Source organism: Pelomonas caseinilytica (genome assembly GCF_021353235.1).
GTDB classification, from domain to species: Bacteria; Pseudomonadota; Gammaproteobacteria; order Burkholderiales; family Burkholderiaceae_C; genus Pelomonas; species Pelomonas caseinilytica.
In genome coordinates this window covers 409,938-429,208 of record NZ_JAJTWT010000004.1, presented here as the reverse complement: position 1 = coordinate 429,208, position 19,271 = coordinate 409,938, and the positions used below count along the sequence as shown (strand labels likewise).

The following is a 19,271-nucleotide window of genomic DNA, read 5'->3' as shown; positions in this document are numbered from 1 at the left end:
ATCTTCTCATGGTGACGGCTGGGGCGTTTTGTCAGCGCCCAGTAGCTTGGCCCTCAGCTCGTGCATGGAGACGCCGCGCTCACCCGGATTGGCCTGATGGTGGGCCAGGCGCGCGCGCAGCTCGGCACGCTGGGCGTCGGTGAGCTGCTGCGGGGCGGCCGCTTCATCGGGTTGCAAAGGCATAGGCGAATGGTAGGGGTTCGGCGATGCTGCGGCCACCGCCAGGGCGGTTCACCTGGGGAAATAGAGGCGTCTCCGGGAGGAATTGCGCGCCCCGCAACCAAATCCGGAAACCCGCTGAGTGCCAGCCGCTCAGCGGGTTTTTCCATTTCGCCAGCTCAATGTCTTCGGGCCCGCTCGCAGGCGGTGTTCTCGACTGCAGTCACCGTCCGGCGTCCGCCTCAGCCGGAATGAACCGACCGCAGATGCTTTGAAACCGCCTTGGCGGCGGTCGCCTCTCTGGACGCGTCGGACAGGCCGGAGAGGATGCCGCATTGGTCGGACGGCCGGGCGTCGCCGCAGCGCTCGCGCAAGGACTTCAGCGCCTTTTCGAGCGCGCGCAGTTCGCGGATCCGCTGGGTGACGTGTTCGATGTGCTCGTCCAGCAGGAGGTTCACGTCGCCGCAGCTTTCGTGCGGCGCGTCCTTGACCTTGAGGAGGATGCGCACTTCGTCCAGCGACATGTCCAGGCCCCGGCAGTAGCGGATGAACTGCAGCCGCTCCAGGTGCCGGGTCTCGTAGACGCGAAAGTTGCCCTGGGTGCGGGCCGGCGCGGGAAGCAGGCCCTCGCGTTCGTAATAACGGATAGTCTCGACGGCGGTGGCCGAGGCAGCGGACAACTCACCGATCTTCATGATGGGCCCCTGGGTTCGCCATCGGCCGAGTGTAGGGACTTGACTCTGTAGCAGCTACAGATTGTCAAATGCCCTTGCACCTGACGATCCATCCCGCATGAGCACCCACGACCACGGCGCGCCTGCCGATCACCACCACGCACATGACCACGCCCATGGCTCGGGGCACGACCGCGACCACGATCATGCGGTGCCCTGCTGCGGCCCCACCTGCGCCTCGCCGGTCGCGACGACGCTGACGCCTCCTTCAGCCGGCGGGCTGTTGTTGCGTATTCCCGCGATGGACTGCCCCACGGAAGAGGGGCAGATCCGCCGCGCGCTGGAGCGCTTCACGGAGATCCGCGGGCTGCGCTTCGACCTGGGCGCCCGCACGCTGAGCATCGACGCCCCGCCGGCCAGTTGGGAACCGGTGGCCGCGGCCATCCGTGCCCTCGGCTTCGAGACCGAGACCTTGTCCGTTCCCCCGGCGGCCGAGGACACGTCCAAGGCGCGGCGCGGCGAGTGGGCGCGGCTGCTGGCGGCGCTGCTCGTGGCCCTGGGTGCTGAGACGGTTCATTTCTCGGCGCCGGACGCGCTGGCCTGGAAACTCGCCGGCATGGCCCTGGCGGGCGCCGCCATCGCCCTCTCCGGCCTCGCGGTGCTCCGCAAGGGCCTGTCGTCGCTGCTGCGCGGGCAGCTCAACATCAACGCCCTGATGTCGGTGGCCGTGCTGGGCGCCTTCGTCATCGGCCAGTGGCCCGAAGCCGCGATGGTGATGGCGCTGTACTCCCTCGCCGAACTCATCGAGGCCCGTTCGGTCGAGCGGGCGCGCAAGGCCATCACCGGGCTTCTCGCGCTGTCGCCACCCCGCGTGGAAGTGCGCCAGGCCGACGGCAGCTGGGCCAGCGTGGCGGCCAAGTCCGTGGCCGTGGGGGCCCTGGCCCGCGTCAAGCCGGGCGAGCGCTTTGCGCTCGACGGACGGGTCACGGCGGGCCAGGGCGCCGTCGACCAGTCGCCCGTCACCGGCGAGAGCATCCCCGTGGACAAGCTGCCGGGCGACGAGGTCTTCGCCGGCACCATCAACCAGAGCGGCGCCCTTGAATTCGAAGTTACCAAGCCGGCGGGCGACACGACGCTGGCGCGCATCATCCATGCCGTCGAGCAGGCCCAGGGCCAGCGCGCACCGACGCAGCGCTTCGTCGACCGCTTCGCCGCCGTCTACACCCCGGCCGTCTTCGCGCTGGCCCTCGCGGTCGCCGTGGGCACGCCGCTGCTCATGGGCTGGCCGTGGCCGGCGGCGGTCTACAAGGCCCTGGTGCTGCTCGTCATCGCCTGCCCCTGCGCCCTCGTCATCTCGACGCCCGTGACCGTCGTCAGCGGGTTGGCTGCCGCCGCGCGTCGCGGCATCCTCATCAAGGGCGGCGTCCACCTGGAGGAGGCCCGCAGGCTCAGCGTGATGGCGCTCGACAAGACCGGCACGCTGACCGAAGGCAGGCCGCGCCTCGTCGCCCACGCGGCCCTGTCGCAGGCGCGGCCCGAAGCCGAGGTGATGCAGGTCGCGAAGAGCCTCGCGTCCCGCTCCGACCACCCGGTGTCCCAGGCCGTCGCGGCCGGGCTGGGTGGGCAGGCGCTGGCCGTCCAGGACTTCGGCGCCCAGATGGGACGCGGCGTCCACGGCACGGTCGCCGGCCGCCGCTATTTCCTCGGCAACCATCGCTGGGTGCACGAGCGCGGCCTGTGCTCCGCCGAGCTGGAGTCGCGGCTGGAGGAGCACGAGGCGGCCGGCCTGATGCTGTCCCTGCTCGCGGACGAAGACGGCGTGCTGACGCTGTTCGCCGTCGCGGACACCGTGAAGGCGTCCAGCCGGCAGGCCGTGGCCGAGCTGAAGGCCCTGGGCATCCGCACCATCATGCTGACGGGCGACAACCCCTCGACGGCGAAGGCGATCGCCAGCCAGGTTGGCATCGACGACGTGCGAGCCCATCTGCTGCCGCAGGACAAGCTCGATGTCATCGCCGACCTGGGTACCACCCGGCGGGTGGGCATGGTGGGCGACGGCGTCAACGATTCGCCCAGCCTCGCCGCGGCGGCCGTGGGCTTCTCGATGGGCGGTGCCGGCACCGACACGGCCAAGGAAGCGGCCGACGTGCTCATCATGAACGACGACCTCCGCAAGGTGCCCGAGACCATCCGCCTGTCCCGGCGGACCCATGCCGTGCTCTGGCAGAACATCGCCATCGCGCTGGGCATCAAGATGGTGTTCTTCGCCTTGGCCGTGTTCGGCAGCGCCACGATGTGGATGGCCGTCTTCGCCGACATGGGGGCGAGCCTGCTGGTGGTGTTCAACGGCCTGAGGCTGCTGCGGGCCCCGGCCGCTCGCTGACGGCGGCTTCGACGGCCGGGCGACCGGAACGGGCCTTGCCGGGGCCGCACGACCGCGGCGCCAGCGGCGCCATTCCCTGGCCTTCCCGAAAGGAACTCCCATGCCTTCGCGTCTCCTCGTCCTTGCGGCTGCTGCCACGGTCGGCACGCTGATCTGGCGCTCCCTGTCCGCCCGCGCCATGGCCGACCGCGTATCCCTGCCCACGTCGGACGGCCTCATGCCGGACGGCCTGGGCCGCGATCCCGCCGCCGACCCCGATGCGCTCACGCGCGACCTGCCGCTGCGTTCGCTGGAGGCCGGCATGCCGGCCGACCGCCACGCCGATGCCGACCGGCCGCGGCCCGGCTTCGCCGATTACGCGCGCGGCGCCTGAGCGGCCACCCGCGGCCTGCGGGACGCCGGTTCCCGATGGCAACGACTTGGCCGGGTGCCGTCGGCGAGCCGACCTGTGCCTGGCCGGCGGCGACGCGGTGGCCTTCTTCTACGATGCCGCCCGCATCCAGCGCCACACTGCCGCGCCCGAGCCGCTGCGCGCGACCCTGTTCGGCAAGGCAGCGAGCTGCAGCGGCTCAGCGGCGCGTGCGGAAGGTGATGGGCCAGCGCAGCGCCTGCACCGGCGCCACGCTGTGCTGCCACTGCCAGCGGGCGAGCGCCGCGTCAGCGCCATGGTCGCACCGTGGTGCCGCCGGTCCTCCTGGGCTGCCGGCTCCGGAGGCAATCCGCTTTCCCTGTGCGCGCGAAAGGGGGATGCCGGCGAGGCGCGCCGCTTGCCCCACGGAGCGGCTTGCGGCAAATCCCGCCGCCGGTATGCGGCTTGCTCCGAGCCGGCATGCCGTCCGAACTCCGCTCCCGCGAATCGCCCGTGGTGCTGTACGGTGCCATCGCCGCCAACGTCGCCATCGCGGTGACCAAGTTCGCCGTCGCCGCCCACACCGGCAGCTCGGCCATGCTGTCGGAGGCGGTGCACTCGACGGTGGACACCGGTAACGGCCTGCTGATGCTGTTCGGCCTGCACCGCAGCCGCCGGCCACCCAACGCCGTCCACCCGTTCGGCCATGGCCGCGAGCTCTACTTCTGGAGCCTCATCGTCGCGGTGCTGATCTTCGGCCTGGGCGGCGGCGTGTCCTTCTACGAGGGTGTTCGCCACCTGCGACATCCGCTACCGGCCCAGCAGCCGTTCTGGAACTACGTCGTACTCGGCGCGGCCCTGCTGTTCGAGGGGACGAGCTTCGCCATCGCCTGGCGGCAGTTCCGCCGCGAGGCGCGCGACCGGCCGACGTGGGCGGCGCTGCGCCTGAGCAAGGACCCCACCACCTACACCGTCGTGGCCGAGGACGCCGCCGCCCTGCTGGGGCTGCTCGTCGCGGCCGCGGGCATCGCCCTGGCCGAGGCGCTCGGCCGCCCGGAAATCGACGCCCTGGCCTCGATGGTGATCGGCCTGCTGCTGGCTGGCGTGGCCCTGTTGCTGGTGCGCGAGGCGCGCGGCCTGCTCGTCGGCGAGGGCGTGCAGCCCCACACTGCCGAGGCCCTCGTGGCCTTGGCGCGGGCGCATGTCGAGGTCGTCGCCACCGGGCCGGTGCTGAGCATGTACATCGGCCCCAAGGAGGCGCTGCTCGTGATGGAGCTGGGGTTTGCGCCCGGTGTGAGCGCCGAGCGGGCCGCGCAGGTGGCCGCGGCGCTGCGCGGCGAAATCCGCGAGCGCTACCCCATGCTGACCCGCGTCTACCTCGGCTTGCTCGCCGGCGGCTGAAGCGGGCCCTCGGGCACCTGCATCGCCGGCAGGCGCCTCGCAACCGGACTCCACCATGCCCAAGCTCCCTGGGGCGCGGGCGAGCGGCGCTGCCGCGCCGCTGGCCGGCAGCGGCATCGAGCCCGGCGGCGGTGGGGCCACGCAGCCGCCGTCAGGCTCGGCCGCCTCCGGCCCGCGGTGAGGGCTGGCGCCCCGGCCTCTTGCGCTGGATCAAGGCGTTAAGCGGCGCACACCCCTAGGCTGCGCGCCTTGCAGCACGACCCCGGACCCATGACGTCACTGCCTGGCCTGTCGGACCGTTTGGACCGGCCGGGCCGGCTCGACCGCTCGGCCGCTTGCGCCCTCGGCGCGAAGCCCTCAGCCCATGCTGACGAGCAAGGCGGCTTGCAGGATGCGACGACGCTTGACCTCGACTGGCGCGTCACCTTGGAGTTCGGTCGCCAGGGCGCAGGTCGGGTGGCTGGCCGTGGCCAGGCCCGCGAAGACGGGGATGCCCGCGTTGCTGGCGATGCGCTTGACCAGCGAGATCGGCAGGTGTTGGCACTCGACCGCGTCGTAGAGCTGGCCCAGCATGCGCGCCGTGTCGGCGACTTGGCTGGCGCTGCTGGCTTCGTCCAGGCTGGGCTGCACGAAGGACACGTGGGCGCCGAGATCCGTGGCCGCCTGCACGAAGGCGGTGGCGCCTTCGTCGCCCTTCTCCGGCGACAGCAGGGCCAGGCGCTTGCCGCTCATCAGCTTCAGGCCGGCGCCATCGGCGCTCGCAAGGACGCGCGCCTGCGACAGCACGGCGGCGGCTTGCTTGGGGTCCTGGAAATCGGTACCGGCGGTACCTTGACGAGCTCTGAAACGCATTGGCGGCAGCGTATCGGAGCGATCTGCCCGAGCCTTGACGGAGGTCAACTCGGGTGGATGTCGTTTGGTGTTGCCTCTTCGTCACCGTCTGTTTACCCAGCGTTACCCAGCGCTACCGAGCGATGTCTCGCATTGGCACTGCATTGCCGGGCCCTGCCTAGCATCGATGCCATCGAGCCAACACACGGACATCGCCATGCAGACCGCCGCCCCCATCGTCACCACGCCCGCCATCGCCCCCCTGACCCGCGGCATCCCCGCCCGCCGCGAATTCGCGGTGCCGTCCGGCGAGGGTGCCCAGCGCCGGGCCGACCCCGACACCGCGGCGCGCATCGCCGAGACGATGAAGCTGCTGGTCGAGGTGCTGGAGGTCAAGCGCCGCGTGGTGCGCGCCGGCGACCTGGTCTACCGTGCGGGCGAGGCCTTCACCAGCCTGCACATCCTCAACTCGGGCCTGTTCAAGCTGCTCAGCTCGTCCGCCGAGGGCCGCGAGCAGGTCGTGGGCCTGCGCTTTCGCGGCGACTGGCTGGGCTTCTGCGGCATCGCCAAGGGCCGCTACACCTGCGACGCCGTGGCCATGGACACCGGCGAAGTCTGGACCGTTCGCTACGACGCCCTGCTGCGCGCCTGCGCCGAGCATCCCGAGCTGATGGAGGTCATGCATGCGGCCATGAGCCACGAGATGATGCGCGACCGCGATGTGCTCATCTCCATCTGCACGCTGCCGGCCGACGCCCGCGTGGTCGCCTTCCTGCACTACTGGGCCGACTCGCTGGCCAGCCGTGGCCTGCGCACCGACCAGATCAGCCTGCGCCTGACCCGCGCCGAGATCGGCAACTACCTGGGCCTCACGCTGGAGACGGTCAGCCGCGTGCTGTCCAAGCTGGCGCGCGCCCAGCTCATCGCCTTCAACGAGCGCAACCGCCGCGACATCTGCATCCCCGACTTCCACGCGCTGGACGCCTTTATCCAGCGCCGCGAGGCCGCTGCCGGCCTGCACTGAACGCGCGGCCGGCGCGCCGGCGACCCCGAGACCAAGAAGATTCAGGGAGATCCGGATGACGCCGCCGAACCTTGTTCCCGACACGGCGCACCAAGACCCGCCCCGCACGCGGGGCGCGCCGTGGCGCCGCTGGCCCAGGCCCTCGGGCCCCGCGCTGACCGCCCTGGCCTATGCCTTCTTCGGCCTGGCCTGGGTGCTGCTGTCCGACCGGCTGATGCAGCTGGTGGCGCCCGACGTGGCGACCCTGTCGGCCGTCGGCCTGGGCAAGGGCGTGGCCTTCATCCTCGTCACCAGCGGACTCATCTACCTGGTCGCCGCCCGCCACGCGCCGGCGGGCCCGCGCGTCGAGGCCTCACGCGGCGAGGAGCGCGATGCGCTGCCCTGGGTCTTCGGCCTGCTGGCCGCCGCCATCGTGCTGGCCAGCCTCGTCAGCTACGCCACGGCCGCCCACCGAGCGCACGAGCAGCAGGTGGGCCAGCTCCGCCAGGAGGCCGAGCTCAAGGCCGGCATCGTGCAGGGCTGGATCGACCAACGCGCCGAAGAGGCCGGCCAGCTGACCGGCGACGCCCTGCTGCGCGACAGCCTGCTGCGCTGGCGCCGCACCGGCAGCGAGGCCTCGGCCCAGGCGCTGCGCCGCTATCTCAAGACCCTGGCTTCGGCCGGCCGCTACGCCGATGCCGTGCTGGTGGACGGCAGTGCCGCCCTGCTGCTCGCGCCCGACGGCGCCGCCCGCCGCTTCGGGCCCGAACTCAGCCGCGGCGTGCAACGCGCCTTCGCCCGCGGCGCCCCGGAGAGCACCGACTTCTACACCGCCGACGGCGATGCCCCCAACCTGCACATGGACCTGATGGTGCCGCTGGCCGGCGCCGATGGCCATCCCGACGCCGTGCTGGTGCTGCGCACGGCGCCGCGGACACAGCTGCTGCCGCAACTGCTGATGCGCGCCACCAGCGGCGCGCCCGAGACCCTGCTGTTGTATCCCTCGCCGACGGGTGTGCTGGCCTTCGGCATCGGCGGCAGCGACGCGGCCCAGCAGCGGCCGGCGCCTGCCCGCAAGCCTTCGCTGGCCGACCTGGCCGGCCGCGCCAGCCTGGCCGGCAGCTTGCTCGGCGGGCTGGACGACGGCAGCGGTGAAGCCCGCCTGGCCGTCGCGGCGGCGGTGCGTCGCTCCGGCTGGTACGTGGCCGTGCAGACGCCGCGGGACCGCATCGACGACGCCTTCTGGAGCGGCGCGGCCGCCCTGGCCGTGACCGACGTGCTGGCCCTGCTGGCCGCCGGCGGCGTGCTCTACACCGCGCAGCGGCGCCGCGAGCACCGAGCCACCTCCCGCGTGGCCGAGCACCGCGAGGAGGGCGTGCGGGCCTGGAAGATCGCCGAGGCCATCGCCAACTGCTCCAGCGACGCCATCTTCGCCAAGGACCTGCAGGGCCGCTATCTGTTCGTCAACCGCGAGATGTGCCGCATCGCCGGACGCAGCGCGGAGGAACTCGTCGGCAAGGACCTGAGCGACCGGGTGCCGAAGGAGCAGATGCACCGGTTCCTCCAGGACGATGCCGCCGTGCTGCGCGCCGACAAGCCGGTCTGCGTCGAGCTGCGCCTGGCCACGCCCGAGGGCGAACGCATCCATGCCTGCACCAAGGGCCGGCTGCTGGATGACGAGGGGCGCACCATCGGGGTCTACGGCGTCAGCAGCGACATCACCGAGCGGCGCGACCTGCAGCAGCGCATGCGCCAATGGGCCACGGCCTTCGAGGACGTGCGCGACGGCGTCGTCATCGCCGATTCCCTCGGCCGCGTGCAGGCCGTCAATCGCGCCTTCACCACCATCACCGGCTATGCCGCCGACGAGGCCATCGGCTCGGGCCTGAACCTGCTCAAGTCGGGCCGCCACGGGCCGGACTTCTACCGCCAGATGTGGGCGGCGATCAACGCCGACGGCCATTGGCAGGGCGAGATCTGGAACCGCCGCAAGAGCGGCGAGATCTATCCCGAGTGGCTGACCATCAGCGCCGTGCGCGACGACCACGACGGCGCCGTCACCAACTACGTCGGCGTCTTCACCGACATCAGCCGCCTCAAGCACAGCGAAGCCCAGAACGACTGGCTGGTCAACCACGACCCCCTGACCCGCCTGCCCAACCGGCTGCACCTGCAGCGGCGGCTGGAAGAGGCCCTGGCGCGCTCGCGCCGCCACGAGACGCGCGCCGTGCTGCTGGTCATCGACCTGGACGGCTTCAAGACCGTCAACGACAGCCTCGGCCACCCGGCCGGCGACGAGGTGCTCGTCTGCATCGCCAAGCGCCTGCAGGCGCGGCTGCGCCACGAGGACTTCCTCGGGCGGCTCGGCGGCGACGAATTCCTCGTCATCGTCGAGGCGCCGACCGAGGGCTGCGCCATCGACACCCTGGCCCGCGACCTGCTCGCCGCCGTGTCGGCGCCGGTGGCCCTGTCGGTCGGCCAGGACGCCTACCTGACGGCCAGCATCGGCATCAGCATGTTCCCTGAGGACGGCAGCCCCACGGCGGTCGAGCTGCTGCGCGACGCCGACGCGGCCATGTACCGCGCCAAGGAGATGGGCCGCAACTGCTTCAGCTTCTACACCGGCGACATGAATGCCTCCGCCATGGCCAAGCTGGAGCTGGAGGCCGCGCTCAGCCGCGCCATCGAGCGCGACGAGCTGCGCCTGTTCTACCAGCCCAAGGTCGATGCGCGCAGCGGCGCCATCATCGGTGCCGAGGCCCTGCTGCGCTGGGAGCGCGGCGGCGCCGGCCTGGTGGCGCCGGCCCAGTTCATCCCCATGGCCGAGAACAGCAGCCTCATCCTCGACATCGGCGCCTGGGTCATCGACGCCGTCTGCCTGCAGCTGCGCCACTGGATGGATGCCGGCCTGCCGATCGTGCGCATCGCCGTCAACGTGGCCGCGCGGCAGTTCGCAGCCGGCGACCTCGACGTGGTCGTCGCCCGCGCGCTGGAGCGTCACGACGTGCCCGCCGACTGCCTGGAACTCGAGCTGACCGAAGGCATGCTCATCAGCAACCCACAGGAAGGCACGCAGATGCTGCAGCGCCTGCGCAACCTGGGCGTCAAGGTGTCGCTGGACGACTTCGGCACGGGCTATTCCAGCCTGGCCTACCTGCACCAGTTCCCCATCGACGCGCTCAAGATCGACCAGTCCTTCGTCAAGCGCATCGGCGAGGTGCCCGACGGCGCGGCGCTGGTGGATGCCGTCATCGGCCTGGCCCACCGGCTGCGCCTGCGCGTCGTCGCCGAAGGCGTGGAGACCAGCACGCAGCGCGACCACCTGCGCCGCCAGGGCTGCGACGAGATGCAGGGTTACCACTTCGGCCGGCCCGAGCCGGCGGCTGCGCTGCAGGCGCAGCTGACGGCGCAGCGCGGCGCCTTACTGGGCGCCTGAAACCGCCCGGGCGATGGCTCGCGCCAGCTCGGCGCGGGTGTAGGGCTTGGGCAGCAGCTCCCAGCCGGCCGGCGAGTCGCGGTCGGCGTCCAGCAGCTCGGCGGAGAAGCCCGACATCAGCAGGATGGCCAGCGACGGCAGCCGCTCCTGGGCAATGCGGGCCAGCTCGGTGCCGCGCATGCCCGAGCCGAGCGCGATGTCGGTCAGCAGCAGGTCGAAGGCGGCGCCGGGCTTGAGCAGCAGCAGGGCCTGCTCCGCGCTCGGGCTGGTGGTGACCTCGCAGCCCAGCATCTCGAGGAAGCGGCGGGCCACGACGCGCACCTCGGTGTCGTCCTCCACCATCAGCACCTTGAGGCCGGGGCGGACGGCGTCGCCGTCGTGCAGCGATTCGTCCACGGCCGCCTCCTCGGCCCAGGGCCTGGGAAGGTAGAGCGCGATGGTCGTGCCGGCCCCGGGTGCGGAGTCGATGGCCACGGCCCCGCGCGACTGCTTGACGAAGCCGTAGACCGTGCTCAGGCCCAGCCCCGTGCCGCGGCCGGCCTGCTTGGTGGTGAAGAAGGGCTCGAAGGCGCGCTCCTTGACCTCTTCGGGCATGCCCGAGCCGGTGTCGGAGATGGCGATGCGCACGAAGCGCTCGTCCATGGCGCTCGGGTCGTCGATCTCGCGCCTCACGTCGGCCGGCAGGGCGCCCGCCAGCTCGGCCTTGAAGCGCAGGCTGCCGCCCTCGGGCATGGCGTCGCGGGCATTGATGGCGATGTTGAGCAGGGCGCTTTCCAGCTGCCCGGGGTCGGCCAGGACGGGCGGGCATTCCGGCGCCAGTTCCACGCTGATCTCGATGCGCTGGTCGAGCGTGCGGCGCAGCATGTCGGCCAGCGACTCGAGCATGGCGCCCACGTCCACCGAACTCGGCTGCAGCACCTGCCGGCGCGAGAAGGCCAGCAGCTTGCTCGTCAGCTCGGCGCCGCGCTTGGCCGCGCGGGTGGCGGCGCCGACGAGCTGCTGGCCGAACTCATCGCCCGCCAGCGCGGGCAGCTCCTCCAGCACCTGCAGATTGCCCTGGATGACGGTGAGCAGGTTGTTGAAGTCGTGGGCGATGCCGCCGGTCAGCTGGCCGACGCTTTCCAGGCGCTGGGCGTGGTTCAGTGCCTCCTCGCTCTGGGCGCGCTGCAGGCAGGTCGCCAGCAGGTTGGCCATCGACTCGAGGAAGCGCGTCTCGTCGTCGCCGAAGCGGTGGGGGGCGAGGGACTGCACCGACAGCACGCCGACGATGCGCCCGCGGTCGGACAGCGGCACGGCCAGGGCGCTGACGATGCCCGCGTCGAGGTAGGTCCGCGGCACCTGGAAGCGGTCCTCCAGTCGCAGGTCGTCCACGACGACGGGGCGGCCCTGGGAGAGCACATAGCCCGGCGGCGAATCGGCACGGTTGGGAATGCGCGTGCCCACCGGCGCCGCCGCCACTTCGCCGAAGCGGCTGGCGACGCGGAATTCCTGGCGGTTGGGCTCCAGCAGCAGCACGCTCGAGAACTCCACCTCCAGGGCCTCAGCCGCGATGGCCGGCACCTGCATCAGCAGCTGCTGGGGGTCGCGCTCGTCGACGGCGATGCGGCCGAGCAGGGCGAGGTGCTCGCTGTGCCGGGCGCGTTGCAGGGCCTGCTTGACGCGGGGGTAGGCGCCGATGTCGCGGATGGCCGCCACCACGTAGGGCAGGCCGTGGTTCTGCAGCGGGCTCAGCGCGATCTCGACCATGACCTCGCTGCCGTCGCGGCGCTTGGCCACCAGTTCCATCTGCGTGCCCATGGGCCGGGGCCGCGGCGCGTGGCCGTAGGCCTGGCGGTAGGAGGCATGGCGGGGGCGGATGCTGTCCGGTACCAGGGCGTCCACGCCCAGGCCGATCAGCTCGCCCTCCGCATAACCGAGCAATGCCGTGGCAGACGGATTGGCCAGCACGATGCGCCCGTCGGCGTCCACCAGCAGCAGGCTGTCCGGGTAGGCCGAGAACAGCGAGCGGTAGACGCTCAGGTCGTCCACCGGCTGGGCCGATGCGGCGGGCGGCTGCGGTGCGGCGGGGTGGGTCATGGGGCGTCGCCGGCCGGGCCGACCGGCGGGATGAAGATGTAGCCCGCGCCGCGCACCGACTTGATGATCTGCGGGTTCTCGGCGTCGTCTTCGAGCTTGCGGCGCAGCCGGCCGATCTGGACGTCGATGGTGCGGTCGAAGGGCGCGGCCTCACGGCCCCGGGTGTGCTCGAGCAGGAAGTCGCGCGACAGCACCCGGCCCGGGTGCTGGGCGAAAGTCGCCAGCAGCGAGAACTCGCCGCTGGTCAGGCGCACCTCGTTGCCCTCGGGGTCGTTGAGGCGGCGGGCCGCGAGGTCGAGTTCCCAGCCGAGGAAGGCCAGGCGCTCGGCCGGGGCCGATGGCGCGGCGGCCGGCGGCGCCGACGGGCCCGGTGGCGTCACCGCCGGTACCGCGGGCCCCAGGCGCCGCAGCACGGCCTTGATGCGGGCCACCAGCTCGCGCAGGTCGAAGGGCTTGGTGACGTAGTCGTCGGCGCCGATCTCCAGGCCCACCACCTTGTCGACCGCGTCGCCCCGGCCGGTGATGATGACCAGGCCGCAGCGCCAGTGCTCGCGCAGCTGGCGCGCGATGGCGAAGCCGTCCTCGCCCGGCAGGCCCAGGTCCAGCAGCACGAGTTCGGGCGGGTCGCGCGGCATCAGCTCCATCAAGGCGTGGCCGGAGGAGAGCTGGGTCGTGCGGAAGCCGTGCCCGCTGAGGTAGTGGGCCAGCAACTGGGTGATGTCCGCCTCGTCGTCGACGACGGCAATATGCTGGAGAGTCACGGCTTCGTCGTGGCTGGTGCGTTATGGCGTGCAAACATTCTTGCACCGAACTGTGCGCCTTTGATCAGGATCAAGGCAGGGCGCGGTCACTCCCCGTAAGTGCTCAGTAAGTGGTATGCAGTTGCGAGTCGCCGGGCACGCGCAGGGGCAGGTGCATGCGGAAGATGGCGCCGCCGCCCACGCGGTTCTCCGCCGTGATGCGACCGCCGTGCACTTCGAGAATCTTGCGGGCGATGGCCAGGCCCAGGCCGGTGCCTCCGGAGCCGTCCTTGGTCTGGCTGGACTGCACGAAGGCCTCGAAGATGGCGTCGAGCTCCGCCGGCGGGATGCCCGGGCCGCGGTCGGCCACGCTGATCCGGCATTCCTCGGGCGTCAGGGCGACGGCCTCGATCTGCAGCGTGCCGCCCTCGGGCGAGAACTTGATGGCGTTGGCGACGACGTTGCGGATGGCCTGGTGGATGCGCATGGGGTCGACCTTGGCGGACAGCGGCTCCTCGGGCAGGCGCAGGTCCAGGCGCAGCCGGCGCTGGCCGAGCAGCGGGTCCAGCTCGCTGAGCACCGCCTGTACCAGGGTGCGCAGGTCGCAGCGCTCGAGGTCGAAGGTGCCGACGGCGCTTTCGATCTTGGACACGTCCAGCAGGTCGTTGACCAGGGCGAGCATGCGCTGGCCGGAGTTGTGGATGTCGGTGAACATGGCGGCCAGGCGGGGCTGGTCGCGCCCGCGGACGAAGCCCAGCTCCGAGAAGCCGAGGATGGCCTGCAGCGGCGTGCGCAGCTCGTGGCTGATGTTGGCCACGAACTCCGACTTCGAGCGGGAGGCCTCCTCCGCCGCGTCCCGCGCCTCGCGCGTGGCCCGCTCGGCGTCGCGGAACTCGCTCACGTCCATCAGCGTGCACAGGATGCCCGCGGTGCCGCCGCCTTCCCCGGGAACGGGCACCTGGGTGATGACGACGTCGCGCCGCGAGCCGTCGCGGTGGCGCACCTGGGCCTCGTAGCGCAGCCGCCCGCCGCCGGCCATCAGCCGGGCGTCCTGCCGCGCCTGGGCGCCGGGGTCGCCGGCGGACAGGAAGTCGCCCACGGGGCTGCCGATGACTTCCTCGCGCGTGTGGCCCACCAGTTCTTCCCAGGCCTGGTTGACCATCAGGTAGCGGCCCGCGGTGTCGAACATGGACACCGGCAGCGGGCTGATCTCCAGCAGCAGGCCCGTGAACGCGAGCTGGTGCTGGAGCTGCTGGTCCGACGCCACGCGTTCGCTCACGTCCATGGCGCTGCCCGCGAAGCCGACGATGCGGCCTTCGACGTACAGCGGCACGACGGCGATGAGGAAGTGGCGCGGATGGCCGTCGCGGCAAGGGATGCAGATCTGGGTCTGGCGCACGCTGGTGCGGTCGTCGCGGCGGAACAGCTCGGCGGTGCGCTGGCGATCGGCCGGCGCGGCGAGGTCCGCGAATCGCCGGCCCCGCGCCTGGCTCGGGCTTTCGTCGCTGATGGCGGCCCAGCGCGCATTGACGAAGGTGATGGCGCCATCGGCATCGGTGCGGAAGATCAGTTCCTGCACGCTCTTGAGCAGCACGCTGAGTTCGCGCTCGCGCAGGGCCACCTGTTCATGGGCGCCGTCCAGGGCGTGGCGGGCCTGCTCGCGGGCGCGCATCTCGCGCAGCAGCGCGGCGGTGCCGCCGGCCACGGCAGCCAGGGCCAGCAGGCCGATGACGCCCAGCCACCTCAGCCGCTCGTACCACGCGTGCAGCACCGCCGTCTCGGCCATCTCGACCATGACGACCAGGGGCCGGCTGCGCGAGGCGCGAAAGGCCACCACCTGCCGGCCGGGCAGCAGGCCGGGGCCGATGTAGTCGCCGTGTTCGCGCTCGGGCAGCCAGCTGTCGAAGACGGGGTGGGCCTGCAGGCGCTGGCCGGGCTGCAGCGGCAGCTCGTCGCTGGCCGCGATCAGCTGGCCGCCCAGGCCGGCGAGCGCGGCCAGGCCGCCGCCGTCCGCGAGCGCCACCTGCTGGAAATTGGCCAGAGCCCCGGGGTTGACGAGGGCCACCAGCAGCAGCCGCCGGCCGCCGAACTGCACGGTGCGCAGCAAGGGCAGCATGCCGACGCCGGCGGCGCGCGGCGTGCGGGCCGGGCTGGCGAGGTCGGCCAGGCTGCGCCCGGCCAACAGCGGCAGCAGCGCCTCGCGCCCGTCGGCGGGCAGCGGGCCGAGGCGGCGCAGGTCGACGCGCAGTCCGGCCTCGCCGGCGACCGAGCTGGCCAGCACGGTGCCGTGCTCGTCCAGCACCGCGGCGCCGCGCAGGAAGGGCAGGCCGCTGAGCAGGCTGCGGCCGAGCAGGGGCTGCAGCCGCGCGGGTTCGGCCGAGGCCTGCTGGGCGATGCCGTCGCCCAGGGTCTGCAGCAGCAGCGAGGCCGACTCGACGGTGCGGGTGACGTGGTCCTCCAGCGTGCGGGCCACGAGCGCGGCGCGGTCGCGGGCGTTGTCCAGGGCCTCGCGGCGCTCGAAGCTGGCCAGCGCGGCCAGCGCGGCGAGCACGGCCAGGGCCAGCAAGGCCGCCAGGCCCTGGGCCAGCAGCCCGGCGCGGCCGAGCATGGGCCGGGCCGGCGGCGGGTCGTCGGGGCGCTGGCGGGCCATGCCTCAGCGCAACAGGGCGATGTCGGCCAGGCCGTGGCGGCGGGCCGCGGCCAGCAGGCGGCCGTCGTGCTTGATGGCGGCGACGAATTCGTCCAGCCGCGCCAGCCAGCGGGCGTCGCCGTGCTTGGCGGCATAGGCGTAGGGCAGCACGAAGAAGGGCTTGGGCGGCGCGACGAGGCGGGCCCAGTCGGCGTTGTCGAGCAGGCGGCGGCTGTACGGGTAGTCGGTCATGAAGACATCCACCCGGCCGGCCTCCAGCTCCTGCTCGCGCGTGGCCGGCGGGCGGATGACGACCATGCGCGCCTGCTTGAGGGCGTTCTGCATCACGGGCTCCATGAAGGTGCCGGCCTGCACGGCCACCAGCACGCCGGGCTGGTCGATGTCGGACCACTGGCGCACGGTGCGGCTGCCCCGGGTGGTGACGCCGTAGATGTCGCTTTGCAGATAGGGCTCGGTGAAGGCCAGTTGCTCCTTGCGGCTGGGCAGCATGCCGATGGCGAACATGGCGACGTCGCAGCGGCCGGCGTTGAGGTCGCCCACGAGCTGCGGGAACGACGAGTCGACGTACTCCAGGCCGACGTTCAGGTCGCGGGCCAGCTCGGCGCTGAGGTCGATGTCGATGCCGCCGAGCTGCTGGGTCCGGGGGCTGCGGTAGGTGATGCCGTAGTAGTCGGGCCAGATGCACACGCGCAGGGTGCCGCTGGCGCGCACGCGGTCCAGGGTCTGGGCCGCGGCGGGCGGGAGGCCGAGCACGAGCGCGGCGAGCAGCAGGAGCAGGCGGCGCGTCGAGGACATGGCGGGGGAGGCTGTCATTCGAAGGCGACGAGGTCGTCGAAGCTCGGCGGCGCGCGGTTGATGCTCTCGCGCAGCTCGATGAGGGCGGCGGCGTTGTCGATGAAGGTGTCGACGACGCGCGGGTCGAAGCCCGCGCCGCGCTGCTCGGCCAGCATGCGCAGTGCCACGTCGTCGCCGAAGGCCGGCCGGTAGCAGCGGTCCATGGTGAGGGCATCGAAGAAGTCCACCACGGCGACGATGCGGCCCGACAGCGGGATGGCTTCGCCGGCCAGGCCGCGCGGGTAGCCGCTGCCGTCCCAGCGCTCGTGGTGGGTCAGCGCGACCTCGGCGGCCAGCTGGAACAGCGGCACCCGCGAGCGGCCGAGCATGTCGGCGCCCATCTCGGCATGCTGGTTCATCATCCGGCGCTCGTCGGCGGAGTAGCCGCCCGGCTTCTTCAGGACGTCGTCGGGGATGCCGATCTTGCCGACGTCGTGCATGGGCGCGGCGCGCCTGAGCATGCGGGCGAAGGAGGCCGGCTGGCCCAGGGCGAGGGCCAGGCGTTCGGCGAGATAGCCGATGCGTGCCATGTGCACGCCGGTGTCGTCGTCGCGGAGCTCGGCGGCCAGCGCGAGGCGCAGCAGGGCCTCGTGATGCGCGCGCGTGACCTCGCGCAGCGCCTCGTTGCGCTCGTGGTACATGCGGCGCAGGTCCACGACGATGCGCTCCATCTGCGCCGCGGCGGCGTCGTCGAAGCTGCGGCCGGGCAGGGCGGCGTCCATCAGGCCGGTGCCCACAGGTCGGCGATGCAGCCGATGAGCTGCAGCGGGCTGAAGGGCTTGACGAGGTAGGCGTCGGCACCGGCCTGCAGGCCCGCCTCGCGGTCGCGCGCCTGGCCGCGGGCGCTGAGCATCACCACCTTGGGGCCGCGGCTGCCGAAGCGCTCTCGCAGTTGCCGGCACAGCGCCAGGCCGTCGAGGGCGCCGGGCATCATCACGTCCAGCAGCACCAGGTCGGGCCGTCGCGCCGTGGCGGCCGCCAGGGCCGATTCGCCGTCGGGGGCTTCTTCGATCTCGTAGTCCTCGAACTCCAGCGTCATGCGCAGCAGCCGGCGGATGTCGGCGTGGTCGTCGACGATCAGGATCTTCTTCATGGCTCGCCTTGAATTTGATTCCTGAATTATCAGATGTATCAAATTTGGCGGCGCAACCTGCCGTCGGCCCAAACCGGCAAAACTCCTCAGCTGAGCGCAGATCCGACGGTGCCCGTCATGCGATGGGGTGCCGCTCGTACCCAGGTCAGTCCGCCGCCGCCTGACGGCTATGCTGTTTTTATCAAATAAAGAGGGCGCGCCGGCGCATTCCCGCCTCTGCTTTCCATGGTGGCGGTCCTTTCATGCCTTCAAAAGCGCCGCGGCGCAGCGGGCACCGGGAACGGGCCTCGCTGCGCCGCGGCGCGGGGTCAGGGGGGCGTCAGCGCTGCTGGCGGCCCTGGCCGGAGTCATGGCTCGAGCCCTGGTTGTTGCGGCTGGAATCGCTGCCGCGGCTGATGTCCTGCTGCTGGCCCTGGCCGCGCTGGCCTTGCTGGTTGTCACGCTGCTGGCCTTGCTGCTGCTGCTCCTGATTGCTGCGTGCGCCGCCTTGCTGATTGCGCTGGGACTCATTGCGGGATTGCTGGTTCATCTGGATCTCCTATCACTGAGCCGGCGAAACGCCGACTCCCCGGATTGGGCAAGTGCGATGCCCGGGTCCCGCAAAGGCCCGCGCCTCCGCTGTCCCCCCTGGTGCCCCTGATTTCGGCAAGTTTTGCAGCTCAGCCGGTTTGAAGGGTCATTCCAGATGGCTGGCCCGGCGCAAACGCAGGGTGCTGATCACCAGCAGGCCCGCGGTCCCGATGGCGGCGGCCACCAGGCAGGGTCAGTGCACCGTTCGCGAGGGCGTCGATCCAGCGGACGTTCGGGTAGGCCAGCCGTTGCGCCCTGGCGTCGGCGACGATGTCGGCCGGCGCCCGCCCGTCCTGGCCGGCCGACTCGGCCATGTGCAGCAGCACGTGCAGGACGCCGGAAAGGCGGCTGTGCGGCTGTCTCGTTTCATGCAACGACTGTAGTTGCGTGAAGAAGGCTGCGCCGCCTGTGGGGCCGCGGCGAGCCAGGCCCGGAAGTCAGTGTGAGCCGGTGGTGCGCAGGGCGGCCAGCTCCGCGCGCAGCTTCTCGGCCTCGTCTTCGGCGCGCACGGCAGCCAGGCCGAGCAGCGGCTCCTGCAGCGCGGCGGTGTCCAGCGGCGAGCGGCCGAGGGCGCGCTGCACCAGGTCCTGGCCGACGGTGTAGAGCTGGCGGTTCCTGGCCTCGGCATCGGCCAGGGCCCGGGTGCTGCGCTCCAGCAGCTGGACGAGGGCCTGGTTGGCCTGCTGGCGGGCGGCGAGGTCCTGCCGCGCGGCAAGGAGTTCCTGCTGGCAGGCCTGTTCGGCCTCGGCGGCGCGGGTCTCGGCCTGCCGCCGCGCATCCTCGCCGGCCTGGAGTTGCGATCGCAGCGCCTGCAGCTCGGACTCCCTGGCCTTGAGCCGGGCCGCGCTGCCGGCCGCCTGGCTGCGCGCCGAGGCCGCTGCCCTTTGCGCCGTGGCCGCTTCGGCGTCCGACCTCGCCTTGTCGGCCTGCAGGGTCGCCTGCTGCTCCTGGGCCGCCCGCAGCGCGGCCTGGGCGCGGCGCAGGGCCTCGCGTTCCTTCGAAGGCTTGGCCTCCTGGGCCTGGATGCTCAGGCTGGCCGCGAGCAGGCAGGCGAGGGCGATGCGCTTCATGG

18 protein-coding genes are annotated in these 19,271 nt (G+C 72.0%); 6 read left to right on the top strand and 12 right to left on the bottom strand.

The features are described from left to right. Positions 1–6: 6 nt before the first annotated feature. On the bottom strand, positions 7–183 hold the full coding sequence (locus LXT12_RS12560; protein ID WP_233392519.1) for a hypothetical protein: 177 nt from the start codon (positions 181–183) through the stop codon (positions 7–9). Between the two features lie 218 nt (positions 184–401). Continuing rightward, positions 402–854: a Cd(II)/Pb(II)-responsive transcriptional regulator gene (gene cadR / locus LXT12_RS12555; RefSeq protein ID WP_233392518.1), complete on the bottom strand. Its 453-nt coding sequence runs from the start codon at positions 852–854 to the stop codon at positions 402–404. Between the two features lie 97 nt (positions 855–951). Here cadR and LXT12_RS12550 point away from each other — a divergent pair, with 97 nt between their 5' ends. The 4 genes from LXT12_RS12550 (at position 952) to LXT12_RS26745 (ending at position 5,147) form a co-directional block, all read left to right on the top strand. Next, positions 952–3,216: a heavy metal translocating P-type ATPase gene (locus tag LXT12_RS12550; RefSeq protein WP_349255021.1), complete on the top strand. Its 2,265-nt coding sequence runs from the start codon at positions 952–954 to the stop codon at positions 3,214–3,216. A gap of 100 nt (positions 3,217–3,316) precedes the next feature. Further along, on the top strand, positions 3,317–3,589 hold the full coding sequence (locus LXT12_RS12545) for a hypothetical protein (RefSeq protein WP_233392516.1): 273 nt from the start codon (positions 3,317–3,319) through the stop codon (positions 3,587–3,589). Positions 3,590–4,045: 456 nt separating this feature from the next. Then, positions 4,046–4,966, top strand: a complete 921-nt coding sequence (locus tag LXT12_RS12540; protein WP_233392514.1) for a cation diffusion facilitator family transporter — start codon at positions 4,046–4,048, stop codon at positions 4,964–4,966. A 55-nt stretch (positions 4,967–5,021) separates the two neighbouring features. Then, a complete protein-coding gene (locus LXT12_RS26745) occupies positions 5,022–5,147 on the top strand; it encodes a hypothetical protein (RefSeq protein WP_255763586.1) in 126 nt (41 codons plus the stop codon). A gap of 176 nt (positions 5,148–5,323) precedes the next feature. Here LXT12_RS26745 and LXT12_RS12535 read toward each other — a convergent pair whose 3' ends face one another. Then, complete coding sequence (locus LXT12_RS12535; protein WP_233392513.1) at positions 5,324–5,818, bottom strand: Rossmann-fold NAD(P)-binding domain-containing protein; 495 nt, start codon at positions 5,816–5,818, stop codon at positions 5,324–5,326. Positions 5,819–6,014: 196 nt separating this feature from the next. On the opposite strand from LXT12_RS12535, the gene LXT12_RS12530 reads away from it, so the two are divergent. Next, entirely contained in the window at positions 6,015–6,821 is an 807-nt protein-coding gene (locus tag LXT12_RS12530) for a Crp/Fnr family transcriptional regulator (RefSeq protein WP_233392512.1), read from the top strand. Positions 6,822–6,876: 55 nt separating this feature from the next. Next, positions 6,877–10,236, top strand: coding sequence for a bifunctional diguanylate cyclase/phosphodiesterase (locus tag LXT12_RS12525; RefSeq protein WP_233392510.1), 3,360 nt, complete (start codon positions 6,877–6,879; stop codon positions 10,234–10,236). Here LXT12_RS12525 and LXT12_RS12520 read toward each other — a convergent pair. The 9 genes from LXT12_RS12520 to LXT12_RS12480 all read right to left on the bottom strand — a co-directional run bounded on the left by LXT12_RS12520 (position 10,222) and on the right by LXT12_RS12480 (position 19,269). After that, entirely contained in the window at positions 10,222–12,312 is a 2,091-nt protein-coding gene (locus LXT12_RS12520; protein WP_233392508.1) for a PAS domain S-box protein, read from the bottom strand. The two genes, LXT12_RS12525 and LXT12_RS12520, sit on opposite strands and share 15 nt — an antisense overlap. After that, positions 12,309–13,073 carry a winged helix-turn-helix domain-containing protein gene (locus LXT12_RS12515; protein WP_233392506.1) on the bottom strand — a complete coding sequence of 255 codons (765 nt, stop codon included), beginning with the start codon at positions 13,071–13,073 and terminating at the stop codon, positions 12,309–12,311. The genes LXT12_RS12520 and LXT12_RS12515 overlap by 4 nt, the downstream gene beginning before the upstream one ends. Positions 13,074–13,176: 103 nt before the next feature. Further along, positions 13,177–15,702 carry a PAS domain-containing sensor histidine kinase gene (locus tag LXT12_RS12510; protein ID WP_233392504.1) on the bottom strand — a complete coding sequence of 842 codons (2,526 nt, stop codon included), beginning with the start codon at positions 15,700–15,702 and terminating at the stop codon, positions 13,177–13,179. Between the two features lie 3 nt (positions 15,703–15,705). Beyond that, positions 15,706–16,497 (bottom strand): ABC transporter substrate-binding protein, encoded by a 792-nt coding sequence (locus tag LXT12_RS12505; RefSeq protein ID WP_233392502.1) that lies wholly within the window; start codon positions 16,495–16,497, stop codon positions 15,706–15,708. A 14-nt stretch (positions 16,498–16,511) separates the two neighbouring features. Then, entirely contained in the window at positions 16,512–17,258 is a 747-nt protein-coding gene (locus LXT12_RS12500; protein WP_233392500.1) for an HD-GYP domain-containing protein, read from the bottom strand. Continuing rightward, positions 17,258–17,629, bottom strand: coding sequence for a response regulator transcription factor (locus LXT12_RS12495; protein ID WP_233392499.1), 372 nt, complete (start codon positions 17,627–17,629; stop codon positions 17,258–17,260). The genes LXT12_RS12500 and LXT12_RS12495 overlap by 1 nt, the downstream gene beginning before the upstream one ends. A 319-nt stretch (positions 17,630–17,948) precedes the next feature. Next, entirely contained in the window at positions 17,949–18,158 is a 210-nt protein-coding gene (locus LXT12_RS12490) for a hypothetical protein (protein ID WP_233392496.1), read from the bottom strand. 130 nt (positions 18,159–18,288) lie between these two features. Next, the gene (locus LXT12_RS12485) at positions 18,289–18,525 is read right to left on the bottom strand and encodes a hypothetical protein (RefSeq protein ID WP_233392494.1); all 237 of its coding nucleotides are present in this window, start codon (positions 18,523–18,525) and stop codon (positions 18,289–18,291) included. 111 nt (positions 18,526–18,636) lie between these two features. Continuing rightward, complete coding sequence (locus tag LXT12_RS12480) at positions 18,637–19,269, bottom strand: hypothetical protein (RefSeq protein ID WP_233392493.1); 633 nt, start codon at positions 19,267–19,269, stop codon at positions 18,637–18,639. Positions 19,270–19,271 lie beyond the last annotated feature (2 nt).